This is a genomic window from Dactylosporangium thailandense (assembly GCF_059739745.1).
This window is the reverse complement of record NZ_AP029195.1, coordinates 11,816,942-11,838,865: the sequence shown is the minus strand read 5'-3', so window position 1 is coordinate 11,838,865 and position 21,924 is coordinate 11,816,942. Positions and strand designations below refer to the sequence as shown.

Below are 21,924 nucleotides of genomic sequence, written 5' to 3'. Positions count from 1 at the left end.
GGCCTGGTAGGCGAGGGCCGCCGCCGCGACCAGCCCCGTCCACAGCAGGTAGGCGCCGGTCAGGGCGAGCAGGCCCACGACGGAGGCCAGCGCGACGGCGGCCGTGCGCCGGGCCGCGGACCGGCGCGGGAGCAGCTTCACGGCGGCGGCGGTGCCCAGCAGGTACACCACGACGAACGATCCCGTCGTGAGCAGCATCAGGGGCCGGGGACCGAGCCCGGTCGCGGCGGCCACCGCGAGCGTGGCGGCGGCGAGGGCGGCGACGACCGCGAGGCTGCGGCGGGGCACCTGGCCGGCGCCGGCGCCGCGGCCGAACCAGGCCGGCAGCCCGCCGTCGCGGCCGAGGGCGGCGCCGAGGCGGGCGGCGCCGGCGAAGTACGCGTTCATCGCCCCGGCGGTCAGCAGCAGCGCCACGACGGCGGTCAGCGCCCGGGCGCCGTGGCCGAAGCCGAGCGCGAGCAGGTCGGCCAGTGGCGCGTCGGACGGCTCGGGCAGCACGAGCTGGCTGGTGGCGGCGACGGCGAGGTACAGCACGCCGACGACGGCGACCGCGATCCAGGTCGCGCGGGGCACGTCGCGGCGCGGGTCGCGGTAGTCGGCGGCCAGGGACGTGAGCGCCTCCCAGCCGGCGAACCCCCAGACGAGCACCGCGATCGCCGGGCCGATCGCGGCCCAGCCGTGCGGGGCGAACGGGCGCAGGTTGGCCGGGTCCGCGTGCGGCAGGGCGGTGACGATCGCGGCCAGCAGCAGGGCGACCAGGACCGCGGCCAGGCCGAGCTGGAAGCGGCCGCTGAGCCGGACGCCGCCGAGGTTCGCCGCGGTGACCAGCGCGACCAGGGCCGCGGCGGTCAGCAGCGTCGTGCGCTGGCCGCCGCCGAGGACGGCGGTGACGTACGCGCCGCCGAACGTGGCCGCGGGCAGGGCCCCGACCGGCACGGCGAAGTAGAAGGCCCAGCCGACCACGGCCGCGGCGCGGGGGCCGAACGCGCGCCCGGCGTAGGAGGCGACGCCGCCGGTGTCGGGGAAGCGGGCGCCGAGGGCGGCGAAGGTGAGCGCGAGCGGGGCCGACAGGGCGATGAGCGCGACCCAGGCGACGAGCGACGCCGGCCCGGCGACCTGCGCGGCGAGCCCGGGCAGGGCGATGACGCCGGTGCCGAGGACCGCGCCGACGGACAGTGCCGCGCCCTGCTTGACGGTGAGCATGCCACCGACGCTAGGGTCGGATTTGGCCCCGCTGAAGGGCCAATTCCGCGCATGATCGATTGGGCCAAAGCCGGTGGACCTGCACATCAGCCTGGAGGGCCGCGGCGACCGCACCGACCGGATCTACCGGCAGCTGCGCGACGCGATCCTCGACGGGCGCCTGCGGCCCGGGGAGCGGGTGCCGCCGAGCCGGGAGCTGGCCCGGGACCTGTCGGTCGCCCGCAACACGGTCGCCGCCGCCTACGACCGCCTCGTCGGGGACGGATTCCTCGCCGGGCGGTCGGGGGCGGGGACGTTCGTGTCGTACGGCGGGTCGCCCGCCCTCTCCCGCCGCGCGCCCGCCGGCCCGCTGCGGCCGACGCCGCGGTTCCTGGCGATTCCGCCCGACGCGTCCCCCACTCCCGGGGCCCGGTTCGACCTGCGCATCGGGCACCCCGATGCGTCGCTGTTTCCGCTCGCCACCTGGCGGCGGCTGCTGGCGCGCTCGGTGCGGGCGTCCGCGGAGTACGACGATCCGGCCGGGCTGCCGCCGTTGCGCGCGGCCGTCTCCCGGCACATCGGGTTGTCGCGCTCGGTGCGGGCCGCCCCCGCGGACGTGATCATCACCGCGGGCGCGCAGCAGGGGCTCGACCTCGTCGCGCGGGTGCTCGTCGAGCCGGGCGCGGTCGTCGCGGTCGAGGAGCCCGGCTACCGGCCCGCCCGGCGGCTGTTCCGCGGCCACGGCGCGCGGGTCGCCGGGGTGCCGGTCGACGCCGACGGGATCGTCGTGGAGCGCATTCCCGCGGCGGCGCGGCTGGTGTACGTCACCCCCTCCCACCAGCACCCGCTGGGCACCGCGATGTCGCTTCCGCGGCGCACCGCGCTGCTGGCCTGGGCCCAGGAGCACGGCGCCGCCATCGTCGAGGACGACTACGACAGCGAGTTCCGCTACTCCGACCGGCCCCTGGAGCCGCTGCAGAGCCTCGACCGCACGGGCCGGGTCATCTACGTCGGCTCGTTCTCCAAGACGCTGCTGCCGTCGCTGCGCCTCGGCTTCCTGGTCGCGCCCGAGGCCCTGCGCCCGGCGCTGCGCACGGCCCGCGCCCTGGCCGACTGGCACGGCGAGCCCGCGGCGCAGGCGGCCCTCGCCGCGTTCATCGACGAGGGGCTGCTGCGGCGGCACCTGCGCAAGGTCAGCCGGGTGTACGCGGCCCGCCACGACCTCGTGGTCAAGGCCGCCGCCGGGCCGCTGGCGCCCTGGTTCGCGCCGGTCCCGTCCAGCGCCGGGCTGCACCTGGCGCTGCGCTGCACCGGACCCGCCGACGTCGGCGCGCTCGTGCGCGCGCTGCGGGCCGCGGAGGTGGCCGTGGAGCCGCTGTCGCACTTCTACGCGTCCGCGGCCGACGATCCCGGGCTCGCCATCGGGTTCGGCGCCATCGCCACGGCCGATCTGCCGGCCGCCTTGGACCGGCTGACCGACACGGCGGCGGCCCTGAGCCGCTAAGTTCATACCCATGCTCGCCCGCCGCGCCGTCGTCCTCGCCGCGCTCGCGATCACCCTCACGGGGTGTTCCGCCAAGCACCACCAGGCCGGCCCCGGCGCCACGCCGGCCGCCCCGGACCCGACGACGCTCGTGGCCGGGCCGTCCTCGCCGGCGCCGTCGGCCGCGCCGCCGAGCGCGGCCCTGCCCGCCGCGGGGCTGACCACGATCACCTACACGCAGGCGGCGACCGGGTTCCCGGCCGACCCCGACCAGGCCTCGACCGTCCCGCTGACGGAGGGGCTGCAGGTGCGGGAGAAGCAGCCGGTGTACGACGGGGTGGGGGGCACGGCGCGGGCGTACCTGACCCCGCAGATCAGCGGCGTGAACCTCGTGATGCCGGTGGTCGCGCGGCAGGACGGCTGGGTGGCGGTGCTGCTGCCGTCGATGAACCGCAGCATCGGCTGGCTGCCGCCGGGCGGCTGGAGCACCACCCCGCTGCGCGACCAGATCGTCGTGCACCGCGGCGCCTACACGCTCACCTGGGTGCGCGACGGCCAGGCCCAGCAGACGTGGACCGTGACCGTCGGCGCGCCCGCGACCGAGACGCCGCTCGGGCGGACCTTCGTGCTGGGGCGCTCGGCGCAGCCGAGCAAGGTGTACGCGGGGCTGGACGTGCTCGCCCTCGGCGCGGTGCCGGACGACAAGAAGGCCGTCGCGAGCGGGCTGGCCGACGCGCACACGGGCATCCACGCCTGGTACCGCAACGAGTTCGGCTACCGCAAGTCCAACGGCTGCGTGCGGATGCCGCCGGCGGCCCAGAAGACCCTGCTGGACAACATCGGCTCGGGCACCTCGGTGGTCGTGCTCCCGTAGGGATCAGATCGGGGTGACCGGCGGCGGACCTGGCAGCGACGGCGCGCCAGCGCCGAGCGGTGTCTGGCGGGAGCGACGGTCCGCACCACTGCGGACCCGAGTCATGTGCTTGAGTTTGCGCGGGACCGTTCGGGGAGGCGATATGTCGCGGCGCTTCGCGCCGCGACATATCGGACATTTCATGATTTAGCGGTATCTCATGCCGTGTTCAGGGGTTCGCCGGTCTCCAGCAGCGACTTCAGGCTCGCGATCAGCTCCGGCCAGCCCTCCGACAGGCCCGGGAGCACCGCGCTGCCCTCCTCGAAGCCGTCGTGGGTCACGGTGAGCTTCACGTGCTCGCCGCGCGGCTCGAGCTCGAAGGTCACCTTCGAGCGCGGCTCCCCTGCGACCTCGTCGAGGTAGCGCTCGTCGATGTCGTAGGCCTTGGCCCACTCGGGGGTGAAGCTGTGCCACGAGTACGACAGGCGGGTGAACGGGTCGGCGACGAGCACCACCTGCTCGGGATCGGCGAGCACCGTGTCGTTGCGGTCGAGCCGCCAGGTCATCACGGAGCCGGGGCGCCAGTCGGTCTCGAAGGCCAGCCCCCAGTACCGCCGGGTGAACGCGGGGTCCGTGATGCCCTTCCAGAGCTGCTCGGGCGTGGTGCGGATGTAGGTCGTGTAGACGAACTCGGGCCTGCTCATCGATGGTCCCTCCAGAGCCTTCTTGAGGTCGGCGAGCGCGTCGACCCGCCGCCGGTCGTAGCGGCTGATCCAGCGCTCGGCGATGTCGCTGATCGGGGCGGCGTTGAGGTAGTGCAGCTTCTCCCGGCCCCGGCGGACCGTGGTCACCAGGCCGGCCTCCTCCAGCACGGCCAGGTGTTTGCTGACCGACTGGCGGGTCATGTCCAGGCCCGCGCAGAGCTCGCGCAGGGTCTGCCCGTTGGCGTGGTTGAGCCGGTCGAGCAGCGCGCGCCGGCTCTCGTCGGCCAGCGCCCGGAACACATCAGTCACCGTCGCACCCTAATACGCAGCCTTTCGGTTGCCCATGTTAGGCAGCCATTTGGTTGCCTGTCAACGCGAACGAGTGACTGGGCGAACCTTCGCGGTGCCGCACCCGGTTTGACGTTCTGTGTTCACCACCGGTGATGATGCGGCGGCCCGCATGCGCCATGAGCTGCACACGCCGCTGACCTCGATCAAGGCGTACACCCGATTGCTGCGCGACGACCTGCCCCCGGACGGCCCCGGCGATGGCGCGGCATGCTTGGACGCGATCGATCGCAACGCGCTGCGGCTGGAGCGGTACGTCGACAGCGTCGTGCTCCCCCTGGCCTCCACGACCACCACCACCCCGCCCGCCCGGGAGGGCGCGACAGACCTCGTGGCCGTGGTACGCGACGCCGTGGACCTGGCCCGCCGTGTGGCCGTCGCCGGCGCGGTGAGCGTGCACGCCGACGCGCCCGAGACCGCCCGGGTCGCCGTGGACGAGATGATCTGCCGGCACCTCGTGGGCCAGCTCGTCCTGTGGCTGACGATCGCGGCACCGCCGCGCGCCCACGTGGAGATAACCTTGCGCCGCGACCCGTCCATCCGCCTCGACGCCCGAATCGTGCCGGCGGGCGAACTGACGTCGGCAGCCCCCCAGCGACGCCCGAGCGACACACCCCCGAAGCCGGCCCCGGACGTCCAGGTCGCACGGGCGGTGGCGAACCTGTGCGGCGGAGACTTGCGCTTGGACGACACCTCGTTCCGGCTGTCACTGCCGTCCTCGGTCTTGGCCCCGTCGCCGCGCTGATGCTGCTCGCTTCTCCGCGCGGATCCGGCACGCTCTTCCACGAGCACGGCGCGTTGACGCCTTCACGTGCACCATTCACGCGAGCGCTGTTCGCGCTAAGCGCGCCTGTTCACGCACACGTCCGAGCGCCGCAAGCCCTGCCGCCCCGCAGGCGTCTGATCTGCACGCCGCGTCCACGGGCACGCTCCCGTCGGCACCCCATCCACGCAGGCGGCCGAACCGCGCGCCTCCACGCCGCGTGCACGCAGGGATCCGAGCGCTGGGCGCCTCCGCACGCCCCCACACGCCCCGTTCACGCACACGTCCGAGCGCCGCACGCCGCCACGCGCCGCATCCGCATAGGCGACCGAACGCCGCCCTGCCTGGACTCCGGACTCACACGGCACGCATCCGAGCACCACGGGCCGCGTCGGCGGTCGGGCATCGCGGGGCCGTCGACGGGCGCTCCCGGCACGCGACATCGACAGTGCCCCGACCCGTGCTCGCGCGCCGTCGTGCGGCACGCTGGTCCGAGCCGTGGCCAAAGTGAGGTCGAAATCGATTGCCATCCGGATCGGTACCGCTGATTCGGGTCGGACCGGCCGCGTGCGGGTGGCTGTTTCCTGGTCGCTTTCGGCGGTGCAATCGCGCGGCTGCGGCCTGCAAGATTGTTGCGCCGGAGGAACAGTGGCGGCAGGCTCGGAGCAGACGCTGGCGGGATTTTCCTCGGCGGGCCGGGTTGCGTCGGGTTGCGCCTGTGCCGGGGCGTTTTCCGCAGTTCCATGGATGCGGCGCAGCTTCTCCGCATGCCGCCGCACCAAACCCCAATCACGCCGCCGCTGAGCTTCCCGACGAAACTCATCCTTCCCCGGCCACCAATTCCGGGCCTTCGTCCGATCCCGCATAGCAGCCAATTCCCGAGAACTGAACAACTGCATCTGCCCCATACCAAGAATTATCCCAGAGTACGACCGATCCAACGATCCCGGACCAGGCCACTGCACAAATGGCGAACATATTGAACCGGGACCACCGAATGATGACCCGCACGAACCCGGCACATTCACAACGGCCGAGAGGAATGCCCAGTGGGCAACAACGCCGCTGGACCACGCTTACTCATTGAGCGACCAACGACGGCCCGCGCCTCCGACCGCCCAGCGAAGCAAAGGCAAAGGCATCCTGAAGCTGAAACCGGGCACGGCGGTTTCCAGGGGTCGTTGCAACACGGAGTGTTAGCTGGTGGCGGCTAGGACTCGGGTGAGGCGTTCGGCTGGGGTGTCCCAGCCGAGGGCTTGGCGGGGCCGGCCGTTGAGTTCGGCGGCGACGGCGGCAAGGTGTTCGGGGCTGTGGCCGGCCAGGTCGGTGCCTTTGGGGAAGTATTGGCGCAGGAACCCGTTGGTGTTTTCGTTGGAACCGCGTTGCCAGGGGCTGTGCGGGTCGCAGCAGTAGACGGACATGTCCGCGGCGATGCTGAACTGGTGTGGTGTAGGGCCATTTCTGCGCCTTGGTCCCAGGTCAGGGATCGTTTCAAGGTGGTTCGGAAGGGTGGCGGCGGTGTCGAGGAGGGCGTCGCGGACGGTTTCGGCGCTGCGGCCGCGGTCGCCGAGGTGGACGAGCATCACGTAGCGGGTGGCGCGTTCGACGACGGTGCCGATCGCGGACCGGCCGTCCTTGCCGATGATGAGGTCGCCTTCCCAGTGCCCGGGGATCGCGCGGTCGTCGGCTTCGGCGGCGGAGCCGGCGCTGATCTGCGCCGGGCTGTGCCGGCAGGCGAGCAGGTCCCGGACCAGATCCCGCAGGACCGGGTTCCCGGCCAGCTTCGGCGTCTTGGGCCGGGCCCGGCGGCGCGCTGCTGCGCGGCGAACGGCTAATAGCCGCCGCCGTCCAGGTCCCGGTTCCGGGCGATCTCCCGGCTGACCGTGCACCTCGGCCGGCCCAACTCCACCGCGACCGCCGCCTGCGACACACCCGCAAGCAACCGGTCACCGATCACGACCCGCTCCTCAAGGCGACAAGAACCCAGCCGACACCACCACCGGCGCCGACACCCCAACCAACCGACACGCCACACCCGTCCGCACACCCAGCCCAACGAGCTCGGCATACACCCCTGCAGGCGACGACTCTCCCGAATCTCGAACACGACAACCCCTGATCAAGTCAGGTGTTGCAACGACCCTCTGAAACCGGGCACAGGCGAAATATCCGAAAAGTCGCGGCGCGCAGCGCCCGACTTTTCGCGCGAACACGTCAGCGGCTATGCGAGCGGAACGCCACCGGATCGAAGCGGCCGTGCAAGCGTGCGTCCAGCCAGTGCAGGGCCTCCCGCCGGAAGACCTCCGGCGTCATCGCCCCCGCCCCGTCCGGGATCGCGCCGGCCAGGTCGCCGTCCAGGTCGTGCAGGTTCGTGCGGTGTACGAGTTCCGGCTCCGCCGGCCAGGTGCCGAAGACCACCAGTGCCGGGATCTCCCGCTCGGCCAGGGCCCGCAGGGTGAGGGCCGTGTGGTTCAGGGTGCCCAGCCCGGGCCGGGCGACCACGATCGCCGTGGCCTGCAGCGCCGCGGCCAGGTCCAGGATCGTCCAGCCGCCCTCGCCGAGCGGGACCAGCAGGCCGCCGGCGCCCTCGATCAGGGTCACGTCATGGTCCTCGACGACGGTGCGGATCGCCAGCTGGGCCATGACCGCCGTGAGCGCGTCCTCGCCCGCCACCCGGGCTGCGGCCAGCGGGGCGAGCGGGTCCGGGAACTCGGACAGGGTGCGGGTCGTGTCCGGGCCGGCCAGGCGGGCCACGGTCATCGCGTCCGGCTCGTCGCCGTCGGCGGTGCCGGTCTGGGCCGGCTTCACCACGGCGACGCGCTGGCCCGCGGCCGTGGCGGCGGCGGCGATGGCGGCGGTCGCGATGGTCTTGCCCACGCCGGTGTCGGTGCCGGTGATCACGAGCGGGCCGGTGAGCGGGCCCGGGATCTCCTCGCCGAACAGGGCGTCCAGGGGGGCGTTCAAGGGCGTTCCTTCAGGATGATGTCGAGCGCCTCGTCGAAGGCCTCGGGCGCGAGGCCGACGTTGACGGTCAGGCGCAGGCGGGAACGTCCGTCCGGTGTGGACGGTGGGCGGAAGCAGCCTACCGCCACGCCCCGCTCTCGGCAGGCCTGCGCCCACGCCAGGGCCTCGTCCGGACCGGGGGCCGCGACCGAGATGACGCCGCCGGCCGGGGTGGGGACCTCCAGGCGCTCGGCCGCGCGGGCGGCCCGGGCGCGCAGCTCGGCGCGCAGGTCGTCGCCGCCGGCGAGCAGGTCCAGCGCGGCGCGGGCGCCGGCGGCCACGGCGGGCGGGAGGGCGGTGTCGAAGATGAAGGTGCGGCCGGTGTCGACGAGCTGGCGGTGCAGCTGGGGCGGGCCCGCGATCACGCCGCCGGACGCGCCCAGGGACTTCGACAGGGTCGCGGTCACCACCAGGCCGGGCGCGCCCGCCAGGCCGGCCGCGGCGACCCCGCCGGCGCCCCGGGGGCCGATGACCCCGAGGGCGTGGGCGTCGTCGACGAGCAGCAGGGCGCCGTGGGCGCGGGCGGCCTCGTAGAGCTCGGGCAGCGGTGCCAGGTCGCCGTCGACGGAGAAAACGCTCTCGGTCACGACCAGCGCCGGGCGGCCCGGGTGCGCGGCGAGGAGGGCCCGGACGGCGCCGGGGTCGGCGTGCGGGGCGACCACGGTCTCGGTCCCGTCGCGGCCGGCCCGGGCGAGGCGGCAGCCGTCGACGATGGAGGCGTGGTTGTGGGCGTCGGAGACGATCAGCGCGCCGGGGCGGGCCAGGGCGCGCACGGCGCCGAGGTTGGCCAGGTAGCCGGACGAGTACACCAGCGCCGACTCGAACCCGAGCAGCGAGGCGAGGCCGTCCTCCAGCTCCTCGTGCAGCGCGGTCGTCCCGCGCACCAGGCGCGAACCCGTGGCGCCGAGACCGTACTGCGACAACGCGGAAGCGGCGGCGGCGAGCACCGCCGGGTGGCGGGAGAGACCGAGGTAGTCGTTGCCCGCCAGGTCGAGCAGATCGGCGGCGCGGGGCCGCAGCTCACGGCGCAGACCGGCCGCCCGCCGGGCCGCGGCCTCCTCATCGAGCGCGGTCAGCCACTCCACCGGGACTCCCCCTGCCGTTGTAGGACCCCTACGATACCGATTGTGCGGTGTGCACAAAGTCATCGGGTACGGACAGGCGACCCGAACGATTTGTAAGGTACGAGCATGCTTGATGCTGCCAAGGCCGTGCTGGACACCGGCAAGGGCCTCGACCTCGACGGGGTGCTCGCGGTGCTGACCTGCGCCGACGAGGAGCTGCCGGAATACCTCGCGATCGCCCACGACGTGCGGATGCGCTGGTGCGGCCCGGAGGTCGAGGTCGAGGGCATCGTGTCGCTCAAGACCGGCGGCTGCCCCGAGGACTGCCACTTCTGCTCCCAGTCGGGCCTGTTCGCCTCGCCGGTGCGGGCCGTCTGGCTCGACATCCCCTCGCTGGTCGAGGCGGCCCGGCAGACCGCGGCGACGGGCGCGACCGAGTTCTGCATCGTGGCCGCGGTGCGCGGGCCCGACGAGCGGCTCATGACGCAGCTCGCCGACGGGGTCGCGGCGATCCGCGCGGCCGTGGACATCAACATCGCCGCCTCGCTCGGCATGCTCACCCAGGCGCAGGTGGACCGGCTGGCCGAGCTGGGCATCCACCGGTACAACCACAATCTCGAAACCGCGAAGTCCTACTTCCCGAACGTCGTGGGCACCCACACCTGGGACGAGCGCTGGGACACGCTGCGGATGGTCCGCGCGGCCGGCATGGAGGTCTGCTGCGGCGGCATCCTCGGCCTCGGCGAGAGCGTCGAGCAGCGCGCCGAGTTCGCGATCCAGCTGCAGGAGCTCGACCCGCACGAGGTGCCGCTGAACTTCCTCAACCCGCGCCCGGGCACGCCCCTGGCCGAGCAGCCGGTGCTCGACCCGAAGGACGCGCTGCGGGCGATCGCCGCGTTCCGCCTGGCGCTGCCGCGGACGCTGCTGCGGTACGCGGGCGGCCGGGAGATCACCCTGGGCGACCTCGGCACCCGCGACGGGCTGCTCGGCGGGGTCAACGCGGTGATCGTGGGCAACTACCTGACCACGCTCGGCCGCTCGCCCGAGCAGGACCTGGCGCTGCTGGACGAGCTGAGCATGCCGGTCAAGGCCCTGTCGGCGACGCTGTGACCTACTGCGACCGGTGCGGGGAGCCGCTGGCCGGCGGCTCCCACGACGCGTGTGCGCAGGCCAGGACGCTCGAGCCGCCGCGGTACTGCACCCACTGCCGCCGCCGCATGAAGGTCCAGGTGCTGCCGAGCGGGTGGTCGGCCGCCTGCGTCGAGCACGGCGTGCTCACGAGGTAGGGCCGCCCCACTCGGTCGCCGCGGCCGCGGCGCGCTCCAGCGTGCGGGGGTTCACCCGGGCGATGGAGGCCGCGATCCGGCCGCGGCTCTGCAGCACCGCCGCGGCTCTTCTGGTCTGCTGGAGCACCCGGAGAATCCGGGGACGGCGCAGCCGGTTGTACTCCTGCAGCGCCGCCGGCACCGCCCCGCCCGCGAGCACCGTCTGCAGGGTCGCCACGTCCTCCAGCGCGAGGGAGGCGCCCTGGGCCAGGTGATGGGGCATGGCGTGGGCCGCGTCGCCGACGAGCGCGTAGCCGCCCGCGCCCGCCACCGGCCCGAACGTGTCCGGCAGCGGGGTGAGCTCGCCGACCGGCTCCTGCACCAGGTCCTCGGCCTCGGTGGCGTCCAGCAGCTGGGCGACGGGCGCGTGCCAGCCGGCGAACCAGCGCCGCAGCAGGGCCAGCTGGCCGGCGGGCGGCTCGGGGCGCAGCGCGCCGGGCACGGTCGCGACCCAGGAGATGCCGCCGCGGGTCGAGCCGCCGGCCGAGCCGCGCTCCCCGAGCGACGCGTAGGCGAAGCGCTGCCCGGAGCCGAGGAGCTCGCCGTGCGCGGGGAGGCCGGCGGGGAGCTCGGGGACTCGGTACCAGGGGATGACCGCCCGCCACGCCGCGAACCCGGCGCTGGCGAAGGTGGTCGCGGCGGCGAGCCGGCGCCGGATCGCGCTGTCCGGCCCGTCCGCGGCCACGATCAGGTCGGCCTCGAACGTCACCCGGCCGTCGCCGACCGCGGGCCGGTCGCGGCGCACCCGGGCGCTCTGCACGGCGATGCCGCTGCGGACGTCGACCTGGTCGCCGAGGCCGGCGATGAACGCGTCGTGCAGGTCCTCGCGGTGCACGACGACCGGCGGCGAGCCGACGTCGCCGGTGGTCGTGACCGCGGCCGGCGGCACCAGCCAGGAGCCGTCCGGCCGGCGGATGCCCGCGGGCGGGACCGGCGTGGAGATGCCGTCCAGGCCGGCGGCCAGGCCCAGGGCCCGCAGCGCGCGGACCCCGTTGGGCCACAGGACCAGCGCGGCGCGGCCGGGCCGGAGCCGGTCGTCGCGTTCGAGCAGGGTGACCTTCCAGCCGGAGCGGGCCAGCGCGCCGGCGGCGGCGAGCCCGCCGATGCCGGCGCCGACCACTACCGCCGTGCGCATCAGCCCTGCGTTTCCTTGGTTTCCTTCTCTTCCTTCGCCGCTTCCCCGGGTTCTTCCTCGGGCCCGGGAGCCGCCTCGACCGCCTGCGGCTCCTCGTCGGCTCCGGCGCCGGCCGGGGCGGCGTCCGGGTCGACCAGCGTGATGTGGCCGTCCTCGTCGTACGTCACGTGCTCCTGCGGGCCGCGCACGCGCAGGAAGTACACGAGTGCCGCGGCGAAGACGATGATCGACGTCCAGTTGTTCAGGCGCATGCCCAGGAAGTGGTGCGCGTCGTCGATGCGCAGCAGCTCGACCCAGAAGCGCCCGACGGTGTAGAGCATCACGTAGATCGCGAAGGCGCGGCCGCGGCCGAAGCGGTACTTGCGGTCGAGCAGCCAGACGGCCACGGCGACGCCGATGCACCACAGCGACTCGTAGAGGAACGTCGGCTGGAACACGCCCAGGACGATCGGCTGCCCGCCGGCCTCCAGCGCCCGGCCGTGCTCGGTGTCCCAGTTGTAGACCTTGAGGCCCCACGGCAGGGAGGTCTCCTTGCCGTACAGCTCGTTGTTGAACCAGTTGCCCCAGCGCCCGAGCGCCTGGGCCACCGGCAGCGCGACGGCGAGCGCGTCGGCCGTCATCGCGAACGGCAGGTTCATCCGGCGGCACGCGATGTAGGCGCCGAGCGCGCCCGCCGCGATGCCGCCCCAGATGCCGAGGCCGCCCTCCCAGATCTTGAATGCCTTGAGGATCGAGCCGTTCTCCCCGAAGTACGCCTCCGGGGACGTGATCACGTGGTAGAGCCGGGCGCCGACGATGCCGAACGGCACCGCCCAGATCGCCACGTCGAGGATCACCCACGGCGGCGCGCCCCGCGCCCGCAGGCGGCGGTCGGCGATGTAGCAGGCGGCCACGATGCCCAGCACGATGCAGAGCGCGTAGGCGCGCAGGGGAATCGGTCCGAGGTCCCAGACGCCACGGGTCGGGCTCGGGATCTCGGCCAGCGGAGAGAGGGCAGCATTCACGGGTGCACACGCTACCGCCGATCCGCCAGGAAGCGATGCCCGGGCCGGGTGGAGACCCTGGAGAGATCACCACCAGCGAAGGTCTCGCGACGCTGCGCAGGCCGGCCTAGAGTCGGGACATGAGCTACTCAACGCTGAGTAACGGTAGCAAGGTGACCTGCGCGGTCGCCGCGGTCATCGAGGACGCGGCCGGCCGCGTTCTTCTTTGCCGGCAGGCCGGCGGCCACGGGCTGTGGGGACTGCCGGGCGGGAAGATCCGCGCGGAGGAGAGCCCGGTGCACGCGGTCATCCGGGACGTGCGCGAGGAGACCGGCCTGGAGACCGAGGTCGTCGAGCTGCTCGGCATGTATCAGCTGACCGGCGACGGGTGTGGCAGCAGCACCCCCGACCTGTTCGTGCACGTCTTCCGCGGCCGGCTCGACGGCGGCGGCCCGGCCGTCAACGCCCCCGGCCGGATCAGCCGGCTCTCGTGGCACTCCCCCGGCGCGCTGCCCGAGCCGATGACCGCGACGACGCGCACCGCGCTCGCCGACGCCGCCGCCGGGCGGGCCGGCGTGATCCGCGAGCTCGAGCGCGACCCCGAGCCCGAAGTCATCGACGCCTGAAGTTTTCCCGTAGTTTTCATGAGGGACCGGGACCGCCGCCCCGCCCTCTGGATCGCGGCGCCCCCCATCCGCGATGATCTTCGGTATGGCCCCGCGGTACTACGCGCTCGGCGACTCGATGTCGATCGACGACTACGCGGGCGGGCCCGGACTGGGCGCCGCCTCCCTGCTCGCCGACGACCTCGGCATCGAGCTGAAGCTGCTCGCGCGCGACGGCGCGACGAGCGATGACGTCGTGCGCCGCCAGATCGGCCAGGTCGCGGGGCGCCCGGCCCTGGTGACCATCACGATGGGCGGCAACGACCTGCTCACCGCGATCGTCGAGTCCCCCGACAAGGTGCCGGCCGCGGTCGAGGCGACCGCCGCGAACTACGACGCGACCCTGGCGACCCTCGCCGCGACCGGCGCGCGGATCGTGGTGAGCACCGTGTACGACCCCACGGACGGCACCGGGGACCTCTCGTGGGCCGGGCTGCCCGACGTCGACGAGGGCCTGGCGCTGCTGCACTCCATGAACGCGGCGATCCGGGCGGCGGCGGCCCGGCACGGCGCGGCCGTCGCGGACCTGCACGCGGCGTTCCTCGGGCACGGCGCGCAGGCCGGCGACATCACCCGGCCCGACTCGCACCCGGCCAACCGCGAGCTGTGGCTGTGCGGGCACATCGAGCCGAACGCGTGGGGCGCTCAGGCGATCCGGGACACCTGGCGGGCCGCGCTACGAGGCTGAGAACGCGTGGAGCTTCTGGACGGCGGCGAAGTACACGTGATCGCCGGCCAGCAGCAGGGGCTCCTCGCCGCGCATGGCGTCCACGCCGATCTCCAGGCGCCGGATGAGCCGGCCGGTGCCCGTGTCGGCCGCGATCAGCTCGACGCGGTGGGTGCTCACGCCGCCACGGACCGCGAAGTGGTACACCATCGCGTAGACGACGCCGCCGCCGTTCACCGGGGCCCAGTAGGAGGCGTCGACCTCCCCGCCGAGGCCGTAGGAGGTCCGCCAGCGCCGGGCCCCGGTGCCGGTGTCGAACGCGGCCAGGCCGCCGTGGCCGTCGACGACGAAGAGCGCGCCGTCGCCGAGGCTCGCGTGCACCGGCGCCTCCAGGGTCTGCGCGTCGCACCAGCGCAGGGCGCCGTCGGCGGCGGCGTAGGCGCAGATGCCGCGCTCGCCGACCGCGTACACGGCGTCGCCGGCCGCCACGAGCTCGGCGCCGCTCGCGGGTCGCCGCCAGACCTGGGCGCCGGTGACGGCGTCGAAGGCCGCGACGGCGGGCTGGGTGCCGTTGGACCCGCTCATCTCGACGGTGTTCGGTTCGGTGCCGATCGACGTGATGCCGCCCGGCTCGATGCCCTGCAGCACGAGGCCGCCGAGCCGGACCGGGACGTGGAAGCCGGGCTCGCCGCCGAGCGGGGCGGTCCAGGCGGCCGAGCCGTCGGCGGTGCGGTACGCGGTGAGGGTGTCGCCGGCCGCGCGCAGGATCAGGTCGCCGGCCGCGGTGAAGCCGCCCGAGACCGGGTCGGGCAGGTCCACGGTCCACTGCCGTTCGCCCCGCAAGGTGTACGCGCGCAGCGTGCGCAGCAGCGCCGGGCGCTCGACCGCCTCGACGAGCAGCGTGTCCCCGGCCGCCGCCAGCTGCCCGAACGCCAGGCCCGGGGCGTCGGCCACGGGGCCGAGGTCGTGCCCGGTCGCGGCGTCGTAGCGGCGGATCTGCCCCGACGGGCCGCCGGACGAGCGGAACACGGTGCCGTCGATCACGATCGCGCCGCCGACCTGCTCGCCGGGGCGGGTGGCGGGCGCGGCCCAGGCCGGACGCAGGTGCTTCGCGGTGGCGGCGTCCAGGGGACCGGTCAGCGCCTGGTGACCGGAGCGGCCGGGGTCGCCGCCGTCCTGCCGCCAGTCGGCGTCGGCGGTGGAGCCGTAGCCGATGCCGGCCGCCTCCGCCCCGCCGGGCAGGGAGACCAGCGCGGTGGACACGGCCGCCAGGAGGAGCACGTGTGGTACAAAACGGAAAGAAAGCCGCACGGGGGACTCAACGAGCCCACCCGCCCGTTAGTGGCGGCGAACGCCCTCGGCCAGTTCCGCGCTCAGCTTGGCCACCGCCGCGACGCCGGCCGCCGGGCTGTCGGCCTCCAGCAGGCACCGCACGAGCGCGCTGCCGACGATGACGCCGTCGGCGAAGGCCGCGGTCTCGGCCGCCTGGGCGCCGTTGGAGACGCCGAGGCCGACCGCGACCGGCACGCTCGAGCCGATCGCGCGGACCCGCTCGACGATCACGGGGGCGGCGCTGCTGGTCCGGTCGCGGGCGCCGGTGACGCCCATGACGCTCGTGGCGTAGACGAAGCCCCGGCAGGCCGCGACGGTGCTCGCGATGCGGGCGTCGGTCGAGGACGGCGAGACCAGGAAGACGCGGTCGAGGCCGTGCTGGTCGGACGCGGCCAGCCACGGGCCGGCCTCGTCCGGGATGAGGTCGGGCGTGATGAGGCCCGCCCCGCCGGCCGCGGCCAGGTCGGCGGAGAAGCGCTCGACGCCGTAGCGCTCGACGAGGTTCCAGTAGGTCATGGTGAGGATCGGCGCGCCGGTCGCCGCCGCGGCCTCCACGGTGGCCAGGCCGTCGCGGACCCGGAAGCCCGCGGCGAGCGCGGCCTCGGTGGCGCGCTGGATGACCGGGCCGTCCATGACCGGGTCGGAGTACGGCAGGCCGACCTCGACGATGTCGACCCCGTTGTCGATCATGGCGCGGACGGCGTCCGTCGCGGTGGCGACGTCCGGGAACCCGGCCGGCAGGTAGCCGATCAGCGCGCTGCGCCCCTCGGCCTTGGCCTTGTCGAACGCGGTCTGGACGCTCATACGCCGAACCACTCCCGGGCGGTGTCCATGTCCTTGTCGCCGCGGCCGGACAGGCACACGACCACGGCCGGCTCGCGGCCCAGCTCGGCGGCCAGGGCCGGGATGACGCGCAGCGCCCCGGCGACGGCGTGCGCGCTCTCGATCGCCGGGATGATGCCCTCGGTGCGGCACAGCAGCTTGAACGCGTCCATCGCCTCGGCGTCGGTCACCGGCTCGTAGCGGGCGCGGCCGGTGTCGTGCAGGTAGGCGTGCTCGGGCCCGACCGCCGGGTAGTCCAGGCCGGCCGAGATCGAGTGCGACTCGACCGTCTGGCCGTCCTCGTCCTGCAGCAGGTAGGTCCGCGCGCCGTGCAGCACGCCGGTCGAGCCGCCGGTGATGCTGGCCGCGTGCCGGCCGGTGTCGACGCCGTCGCCGCCGGCCTCGAAGCCGTAGAGGCGCACGTCCGTGTCGGGCACGAACGCGTGGAACGCGCCGATCGCGTTGGAGCCGCCGCCGACGCAGGCCGCGACCGCGTCGGGCAGCCGGCCGGTCTGCTCGAGGATCTGCCGGCGGGCCTCGACGCTGATCCCGCCGACGAAGTCGCGGACCATCGCCGGGAACGGGTGCGGGCCGGCCGCCGTGCCGAGCAGGTAGTGCGTGTCGTCGACGTTGGTCACCCAGTCGCGCAGGGCCTCGTTGATCGCGTCCTTGAGCGTCTTGGAGCCGGTCGTGACGGGCACGACGGTGGCGCCGAGCATGCGCATGCGGGCGACGTTGAGGGCCTGACGACGGGTGTCCTCCTCGCCCATGTACACGACGCACTCGAGGTCGAGCAGCGCGCACGCGGTGGCGCTGGCCACGCCGTGCTGGCCCGCCCCGGTCTCGGCGATGACCCGGGTCTTGCCCATGCGCTTGGTCAGCAGCGCCTGGCCGAGAACGTTTCGGACCTTGTGCGCACCGGTGTGGTTGAGGTCCTCGCGCTTGAGGAAGATCGTCGCACCGGTACCACGGGAGAGCCGCTCGGCCCGGTAGAGCGGGCTGGGCGTGTTGGCGTAGTCGCGCAGCAGCCGCCCGAACTCGGCCTGGAACGCCTCGTCGGCCTGGGCGTGGCGGTAGGCGGCGTCGAGCTGGTCGAGCGCGGCGATGAGCGCCTCGGGGACGAACCGGCCGCCGTAGGTGCCGAAGTGCCCCTCGGGGTCGGGCAGCAGGCCCGCCGCCGAGAGGAACGCGCCGGCACTCACCGGGCCGCCCGCGGGGTGGCCGGGTGGCTGCCGGCGGTGACGAGCTCGGCGACGGCGTCGCGCGGGCTCTTCTGCGTGACCAGGCCCTCGCCGACCAGCACGGCGTCGGCGCCGGCGGAGGCGTAGCGGATCAGGTCGTGCGGCCCGCGGACCCCGGACTCGGCGATCTTGACGACCTCGGCCGGCAGCCCGGGCGCGATGCGCTCGAACACCGTCCGGTCGACCTCGAGCGTGCGCAGGTTGCGCGCGTTGATCCCGATGACCCGGGCGCCGGCCTCCAGCGCGCGGTCGGTCTCCTCCTCGTCGTGCACCTCGACCAGGGCCGTCATGCCGAGGCTCTCGATGCGGTCGAGGAGCCCGGAGAGCGTGTTCTGGTCGAGCGCGGCGACGATCAGCAGCACCAGGTCGGCGCCGTAGGCCCGGGCCTCGTGCACCTGATACGACGACACCACGAAGTCCTTGCGCAGCATCGGGATGTCGATCGCGGCCCGGACGGCCGCGAAGTCGTCGAGGCTGCCGCCGAACCACCGGCCCTCGGTGAGCACGCTCACGCAGCGGGCACCGCCGGCCGCGTATTCCTTCGCGAGCTCCGCCGGGTCCGGGATCTCGGCCAGCGCGCCCTTCGACGGCGAGGCGCGCTTGACCTCGGCGATGACGCCGACGCCGGGGGCGCGCAGCTTGGCGTAGGCGTCCCTCGGCGGCGGGGCCTCGGCGGCGCGCTGTTTGATCTCTGCCAGGGGCACCTGGGCCTCGCGGACCGCCAGGTCCTCGCGCACTCCGGCGAGGATCTCGTCGAGCACCCGGCCGCTTTCCGCGTTGATCAAGGAGCTCCCCTCTCCGGTGGTCATGCGACCGATGCTAGGTCGCCCCCGGTCAGTGGACGGTCGCGGGGGTATGGCCGACATCACCTGATGGACTAGGGCATAATGCCTCGCCGCCGCGTTTTGTCGTACCCCCGCTCTAGGGTGTCGGCATGAGCGTGACGCGAGCGAACACATTGACGGCCACCTGGGCGTCCGTGTCCGCCGCGGCGGTCCTCTCGGCGGCGGCGATCTATCCCCTGCTGGCCCTGCTCGCCTCCGTCGCCGGTGGCCGGGCCCGCACCGAGCTGCTCGCGGTCGCCCCCACGCCGCTCGATCTTCCCGTCCGCGGCGCGCTCGGGCTGTGGGCGCGGGAGGGGGTGCCGCTCACCCTCGACTGGGCCGCCCGCGCCGACCCGCGCCTGACCGGCGACCCCGCGATCGACCGCCCGCTGCTGGACGCCTGGGCCGCGGCCCAGACCGGCGCGCCGGTGCCCCCGTTCGGGTTCGCCGGCGCCGACGAGGGCGCCCTGGTCCTGGCCGCGGCCCTGGCCGTCACCGCCGACTGGGCCGGCCCGTTCACCGACGGCGTGCTGCGCCCCGCGACCGGCCCGTGGGCGGGCCGGCGCCTGGCGTCGCTGCACCGCCGCGACCCCGACCTCACCGCCCTGCGCTGCGCCACCACCCCCGCCGGCCCGGTCACGCTGCTCACCGTCCGCGGCACCGGCGACGTCGACGTGGTCCTGTGCACCGCGGGCGGCACGGCCCCGGCGCCGGCCGTGCTCGCCGCGGCCGTGGAAACGTTCACCGCCGCCCCCGTCGGCCGCCGCGGCCCCGGGATCACCGCGGCCCTCGTCGACGCCGACGACCCGGCGCCCGAGCTCGTCGTGAAAGTTCCCCGCTTCGCGGCCTCGGCCGCGCACGACCTGCTCGGCGCGGCCGAGGTGTTCGGCCTGCGCGCGGCCGCCGCTCCCGGCCTGTTCCCGGGCATCAGCGCCGAGCCGCTGCGGGTGGCGGCGGCGGGGGGTGAGCGTGGCGGCGGCCTTCACCGGCCCCGGGTTCCGCGCCGCGCCGGTGACGCGCGCACCGGTCGTGCCGATGCTGCCGGGCCCGGCGGAGGGCACGGCCCGGGCGCTGCGGGTGACGGTCCGCTTCGACGAGCCGTTCGGCTATCTCGCCGTGCACCGCCCGACCGGCCTGGTGCTCATGGCGGGCTGGGTCGACACCCCTGAGGAGGCCCGGTGACGCCCGCTTCCCGCACGGCCCTCATCCGCGGCTCGCCCGCCGGTCGTCCGCCGGTTCCCACGCCACTCGCGGCCCCGGCTTCACACCTCGCGGACGGACGCCGCCCTTCCGACACCATGCCGCCCCGGCTTCGCACCTCGCGGACGGACCTTCCCGCACGGCCTTCGTCCGCGGCTCGCCCGCCGGTTCCCACGCCACTCGCGGCCCCGGCTTCACACCTCGCGGACGGACGCCGCCCTTCCGACACCATGCCGCCCCGGCTTCGCACCTCGCGGACGGACCTTCCCGCACGGCCTTCGTCTGCGGGTCGCCTGCCGGTCGATCGCCGATTCCCGCACCGCTCCTGGCCCCGGCTTCGCACCTCGCGGACGGACGCCGCTCTTCCGGCATCGCGCCGCGCCGGCCCGCAGCGCGCGCACCGGCCGCGGTCGACACGCAACCGACCTTCCCGCACGCCCCGCGCTCGTCCCCCACTCCTGCGGGCGCTTCCGAGCCGCAGCGCACACGCCAGCCACGATCCATACGCGACCGACCTGCCCGCACGGCCCGCACTCGTCCCCGGCTCCTACACCGCTCCCGGCCTCAGCTTCGTGGACGGGCGCCGCTCTTTCCGGCGCCGCACCGGGCACGCCAGCCACGATCCACACGCGATCGGCCTGCCCGCACTCGTCCGCGGCTCCTGCACCGCTCCCGGCCTCAGCTTCGTGGACGGGCGCCGCTCTTTCCGGCACCTCGCACGGCGGCCGCGATCCACACTGGACCGGCCTGCCCGCACCGTCCGCGCTCGTCCCTGGCTCCTGCGGGCGCCGTCCTTCCGGGCCTCAGCGCACACGCCGGCCGTGGTCCGCGCGGGATCCAGCCGCTTCCGGCACGACGTGGCACGGCCCGGCCCGTCGCGATCATGCTCGCGGTGGTGCTGAGCCAGTCGTTGGCGAAGGCGTGCGCCACAGGACCGGCCGGGTCGCGGTGCGGACTTGCGTTCTGGTGCGGGGGGCGAAGGCGTGCGCCACAGGACCGGCCGGGTCGCGGTGCGGACTCGCGTTCTGGTGCGGGGCCTGCGAAACCGGCCGGTCAGGACTCCTCGTGCTCCGGGACCGGCTCCGGCTCCGGGCGGCGCCAGCGGGCCGGGATCTCGCCCCTCGCCTGCATTTCCTTCCACTTCGCGAAGGGGTCGAACTCGTGCTCCAGCGGCTCCTGCTCCGGGCGTTCGGCCTCGGGGACGTGGATGAGGTTGATGCGGATGCGGTACCAGACCGAGTTGATCCCCCGCATCGAGTCGACCAGGACGTCGGCGGGCTCCAGGAGGGGCCAGACCGTCGCGTGGCGCTCCTTCCAGCGGTCGAGGTCGGCCAGGGCCTCCTCGCGCGTGGCGGTGCGCGTGATCTCGATCAGGGGCATGCTCGGCTGGCGGCGGCCGGCGCCCTTCTTGGCGGGCGCGCGCTTCTTGAAGGTGGACGCGAGCTCCAGCAGCGGCTCCAGCGAGCCGCGGGCGGACTCGATGCCCGTCCACGGGTCGGGGCGGGCGGGCACGGTGTCCACGGTGTACGCGGCCGGGTCGCAGCCGGGGACCTCGTCCCAGCTCAGGGGGGGCCGAGACCTTCGCCTCTTCCGACGGGCGTACCGAATAACCGGACGCGGTGGTGTGGTCCTTCGCGTTCTGGTTGTAGTCGAGGAACACCCCCTGCCGCTCCTCCTTCCACCACGCGCCGGTCGCGAGGTCCGGGGCGCGGCGGGCGACCTCGCGGGCGAAGCCCTCGGCGGCGCGGCGGACCTCGGCGAAGGTCCAGCGGGGCTCGATGCGCGCGTAGATGTGGAAGCCGCGGGAGCCGGAGGTCTTCGGCCAGCCCGCGAGCCCGTACTCCTCGAGGACCTCCCGCGCGATGAGCGCCACGTCGACGACCTGGCCCCAGGGCACGCCCGGCACCGGGTCGAGGTCGATGCGCAGCTCGTCGGGGTGGTCGAGGTCCTCGGCGAGCACGGAGTGGGTGTGCAGCTCCAGGCAGCCGAGGTTGATCACCCAGGCGAGCTGGGCGGCGTCGCGCAGGACGATCTCCTCGGCGGTGCGGCCGGACGGGTAGCGCAGCTGCGCGGTCTCGATCCAGTCCGGCCGTTTGGCGGGCGCGCGCTTCTGGAAGAACGCCTCGCCCTCGATGCCGTTGACGTATCGCTTGAGGGCCATCGGCCGCCCGCCCGCGCCCCGCAGGGCACCGTCGGCGACGGCCAGGTAGTAGCGCACCACGTCGATCTTCGTGCGGCCGGACTTCGGGAAGTACACCTTGTCCGGATTGGTGATCGTCACCTCGCGCCCGGCGACCTCGATCACTTCCTCAGCGCTGCTCGCCATGGGC

General features: G+C 74.4%; 20 protein-coding genes and 2 pseudogenes. 8 read left to right on the top strand and 14 right to left on the bottom strand.

All coding sequences use genetic code 11. From position 1 onward, the window contains the following. Positions 1 to 6: 6 nt before the first annotated feature. Positions 7 to 1,203 (bottom strand): annotated as a pseudogene (locus AC6JBM_RS53285) (APC family permease); the annotation flags it as partial. A 73-nt stretch (positions 1,204 to 1,276) separates the two neighbouring features. On the opposite strand from AC6JBM_RS53285, the gene pdxR reads away from it, so the two are divergent. Together pdxR and AC6JBM_RS53275 are read left to right on the top strand one after the other, a co-directional pair. Next, positions 1,277 to 2,686, top strand: coding sequence for a MocR-like pyridoxine biosynthesis transcription factor PdxR (gene pdxR / locus AC6JBM_RS53280; RefSeq protein WP_497981105.1), 1,410 nt, complete (start codon positions 1,277 to 1,279; stop codon positions 2,684 to 2,686). Between the two features lie 10 nt (positions 2,687 to 2,696). Next, entirely contained in the window at positions 2,697 to 3,539 is an 843-nt protein-coding gene (locus AC6JBM_RS53275; protein WP_497981104.1) for a L,D-transpeptidase, read from the top strand. Between the two features lie 197 nt (positions 3,540 to 3,736). Here AC6JBM_RS53275 and AC6JBM_RS53270 read toward each other — a convergent pair whose 3' ends face one another. Further along, entirely contained in the window at positions 3,737 to 4,531 is a 795-nt protein-coding gene (locus AC6JBM_RS53270) for an ArsR/SmtB family transcription factor (protein WP_497981103.1), read from the bottom strand. A gap of 151 nt (positions 4,532 to 4,682) precedes the next feature. On the opposite strand from AC6JBM_RS53270, the gene AC6JBM_RS53265 reads away from it, so the two are divergent. Beyond that, positions 4,683 to 5,315, top strand: coding sequence for a histidine kinase dimerization/phospho-acceptor domain-containing protein (locus tag AC6JBM_RS53265; RefSeq protein WP_497981102.1), 633 nt, complete (start codon positions 4,683 to 4,685; stop codon positions 5,313 to 5,315). A 1,214-nt stretch (positions 5,316 to 6,529) separates the two neighbouring features. Here the strand turns inward: AC6JBM_RS53265 and AC6JBM_RS53260 are convergent. From AC6JBM_RS53260 to AC6JBM_RS53245, 4 genes are all read right to left on the bottom strand, one after another. Beyond that, positions 6,530 to 7,222, bottom strand: a complete 693-nt coding sequence (locus AC6JBM_RS53260; RefSeq protein ID WP_497981101.1) for an IS30 family transposase — start codon at positions 7,220 to 7,222, stop codon at positions 6,530 to 6,532. Beyond that, positions 7,165 to 7,401, bottom strand: a complete 237-nt coding sequence (locus AC6JBM_RS53255) for a helix-turn-helix domain-containing protein (RefSeq protein WP_497986735.1) — start codon at positions 7,399 to 7,401, stop codon at positions 7,165 to 7,167. Before AC6JBM_RS53255 ends, AC6JBM_RS53260 begins: the two co-directional genes overlap by 58 nt. 146 nt (positions 7,402 to 7,547) lie before the next feature. After that, a complete protein-coding gene (gene bioD, locus AC6JBM_RS53250; RefSeq protein ID WP_497981100.1) occupies positions 7,548 to 8,297 on the bottom strand; it encodes a dethiobiotin synthase in 750 nt (249 codons plus the stop codon). After that, a complete protein-coding gene (locus AC6JBM_RS53245) occupies positions 8,294 to 9,421 on the bottom strand; it encodes an 8-amino-7-oxononanoate synthase (protein ID WP_497981099.1) in 1,128 nt (375 codons plus the stop codon). Before AC6JBM_RS53245 ends, bioD begins: the two co-directional genes overlap by 4 nt. 105 nt (positions 9,422 to 9,526) lie before the next feature. Between AC6JBM_RS53245 and bioB the strand changes: the two genes are divergently transcribed. Continuing rightward, positions 9,527 to 10,510 (top strand): biotin synthase BioB, encoded by a 984-nt coding sequence (gene bioB, locus AC6JBM_RS53240; RefSeq protein WP_350617174.1) that lies wholly within the window; start codon positions 9,527 to 9,529, stop codon positions 10,508 to 10,510. Then, a complete protein-coding gene (gene bsaP / locus AC6JBM_RS53235; RefSeq protein ID WP_350617172.1) occupies positions 10,507 to 10,686 on the top strand; it encodes a biotin synthase auxiliary protein BsaP in 180 nt (59 codons plus the stop codon). Before bioB ends, bsaP begins: the two co-directional genes overlap by 4 nt. Here bsaP and AC6JBM_RS53230 read toward each other — a convergent pair. Together AC6JBM_RS53230 and lgt are read right to left on the bottom strand one after the other, a co-directional pair. Continuing rightward, complete coding sequence (locus tag AC6JBM_RS53230; protein ID WP_497981098.1) at positions 10,676 to 11,860, bottom strand: FAD-dependent oxidoreductase; 1,185 nt, start codon at positions 11,858 to 11,860, stop codon at positions 10,676 to 10,678. The two genes, bsaP and AC6JBM_RS53230, sit on opposite strands and share 11 nt — an antisense overlap. Continuing rightward, positions 11,860 to 12,864: a prolipoprotein diacylglyceryl transferase gene (gene lgt / locus AC6JBM_RS53225; protein WP_497981097.1), complete on the bottom strand. Its 1,005-nt coding sequence runs from the start codon at positions 12,862 to 12,864 to the stop codon at positions 11,860 to 11,862. Before lgt ends, AC6JBM_RS53230 begins: the two co-directional genes overlap by 1 nt. Positions 12,865 to 12,983: 119 nt before the next feature. On the opposite strand from lgt, the gene AC6JBM_RS53220 reads away from it, so the two are divergent. Together AC6JBM_RS53220 and AC6JBM_RS53215 are read left to right on the top strand one after the other, a co-directional pair. Then, positions 12,984 to 13,469 (top strand): NUDIX hydrolase, encoded by a 486-nt coding sequence (locus AC6JBM_RS53220; RefSeq protein ID WP_497981096.1) that lies wholly within the window; start codon positions 12,984 to 12,986, stop codon positions 13,467 to 13,469. A gap of 85 nt (positions 13,470 to 13,554) precedes the next feature. Further along, the gene (locus tag AC6JBM_RS53215; RefSeq protein ID WP_497981095.1) at positions 13,555 to 14,196 is read left to right on the top strand and encodes an SGNH/GDSL hydrolase family protein; all 642 of its coding nucleotides are present in this window, start codon (positions 13,555 to 13,557) and stop codon (positions 14,194 to 14,196) included. Here the strand turns inward: AC6JBM_RS53215 and AC6JBM_RS53210 are convergent. The 4 genes from AC6JBM_RS53210 to trpC are packed head-to-tail and all read right to left on the bottom strand — an operon-like array spanning position 14,185 to position 18,331. After that, positions 14,185 to 15,456, bottom strand: coding sequence for an outer membrane protein assembly factor BamB family protein (locus AC6JBM_RS53210; protein WP_497981094.1), 1,272 nt, complete (start codon positions 15,454 to 15,456; stop codon positions 14,185 to 14,187). The genes AC6JBM_RS53215 and AC6JBM_RS53210 overlap by 12 nt on opposite strands. Positions 15,457 to 15,513: 57 nt before the next feature. After that, positions 15,514 to 16,311 (bottom strand): tryptophan synthase subunit alpha, encoded by a 798-nt coding sequence (trpA, locus tag AC6JBM_RS53205; RefSeq protein ID WP_350617161.1) that lies wholly within the window; start codon positions 16,309 to 16,311, stop codon positions 15,514 to 15,516. After that, positions 16,308 to 17,531 (bottom strand): tryptophan synthase subunit beta, encoded by a 1,224-nt coding sequence (trpB, locus tag AC6JBM_RS53200; protein ID WP_497981093.1) that lies wholly within the window; start codon positions 17,529 to 17,531, stop codon positions 16,308 to 16,310. The genes trpA and trpB overlap by 4 nt, the downstream gene beginning before the upstream one ends. Next, entirely contained in the window at positions 17,528 to 18,331 is an 804-nt protein-coding gene (gene trpC, locus AC6JBM_RS53195) for an indole-3-glycerol phosphate synthase TrpC (protein ID WP_350617520.1), read from the bottom strand. Before trpC ends, trpB begins: the two co-directional genes overlap by 4 nt. 173 nt (positions 18,332 to 18,504) lie before the next feature. Between trpC and AC6JBM_RS53190 the strand changes: the two genes are divergently transcribed. Next, a complete protein-coding gene (locus AC6JBM_RS53190) occupies positions 18,505 to 19,563 on the top strand; it encodes a hypothetical protein (RefSeq protein WP_497981092.1) in 1,059 nt (352 codons plus the stop codon). A 1,084-nt stretch (positions 19,564 to 20,647) separates the two neighbouring features. On the opposite strand, the gene AC6JBM_RS53185 is transcribed toward AC6JBM_RS53190, so the two are convergent. Continuing rightward, positions 20,648 to 21,106, bottom strand: coding sequence for a hypothetical protein (locus tag AC6JBM_RS53185; RefSeq protein WP_497986769.1), 459 nt, complete (start codon positions 21,104 to 21,106; stop codon positions 20,648 to 20,650). A gap of 115 nt (positions 21,107 to 21,221) precedes the next feature. Next, positions 21,222 to 21,920, bottom strand: a pseudogene (locus tag AC6JBM_RS53180) (DNA polymerase domain-containing protein); the annotation flags it as partial. Positions 21,921 to 21,924: the final 4 nt, after the last annotated feature.

What these genes read in the sequence shown, in the direction of transcription:
- AC6JBM_RS53230 (WP_497981098.1), bottom strand. Translation starts at nt 11,860, where the DNA reads ATGCGCACGGCGGTAGTGGTCGGCGCCGGCATCGGCGGGCTCGCCGCC.
- trpA (WP_350617161.1), bottom strand. Translation starts at nt 16,311, where the DNA reads ATGAGCGTCCAGACCGCGTTCGACAAGGCCAAGGCCGAGGGGCGCAGC.
- AC6JBM_RS53215 (WP_497981095.1), top strand. Translation starts at nt 13,555, where the DNA reads ATGGCCCCGCGGTACTACGCGCTCGGCGACTCGATGTCGATCGACGAC.
- bioB (WP_350617174.1), top strand. Translation starts at nt 9,527, where the DNA reads ATGCTTGATGCTGCCAAGGCCGTGCTGGACACCGGCAAGGGCCTCGAC.
- AC6JBM_RS53220 (WP_497981096.1), top strand. Translation starts at nt 12,984, where the DNA reads ATGAGCTACTCAACGCTGAGTAACGGTAGCAAGGTGACCTGCGCGGTC.
- AC6JBM_RS53190 (WP_497981092.1), top strand. Translation starts at nt 18,505, where the DNA reads ATGAGCGTGACGCGAGCGAACACATTGACGGCCACCTGGGCGTCCGTG.
- AC6JBM_RS53265 (WP_497981102.1), top strand. Translation starts at nt 4,683, where the DNA reads ATGCGCCATGAGCTGCACACGCCGCTGACCTCGATCAAGGCGTACACC.
- AC6JBM_RS53275 (WP_497981104.1), top strand. Translation starts at nt 2,697, where the DNA reads ATGCTCGCCCGCCGCGCCGTCGTCCTCGCCGCGCTCGCGATCACCCTC.
- AC6JBM_RS53255 (WP_497986735.1), bottom strand. Translation starts at nt 7,401, where the DNA reads ATGCCGAGCTCGTTGGGCTGGGTGTGCGGACGGGTGTGGCGTGTCGGT.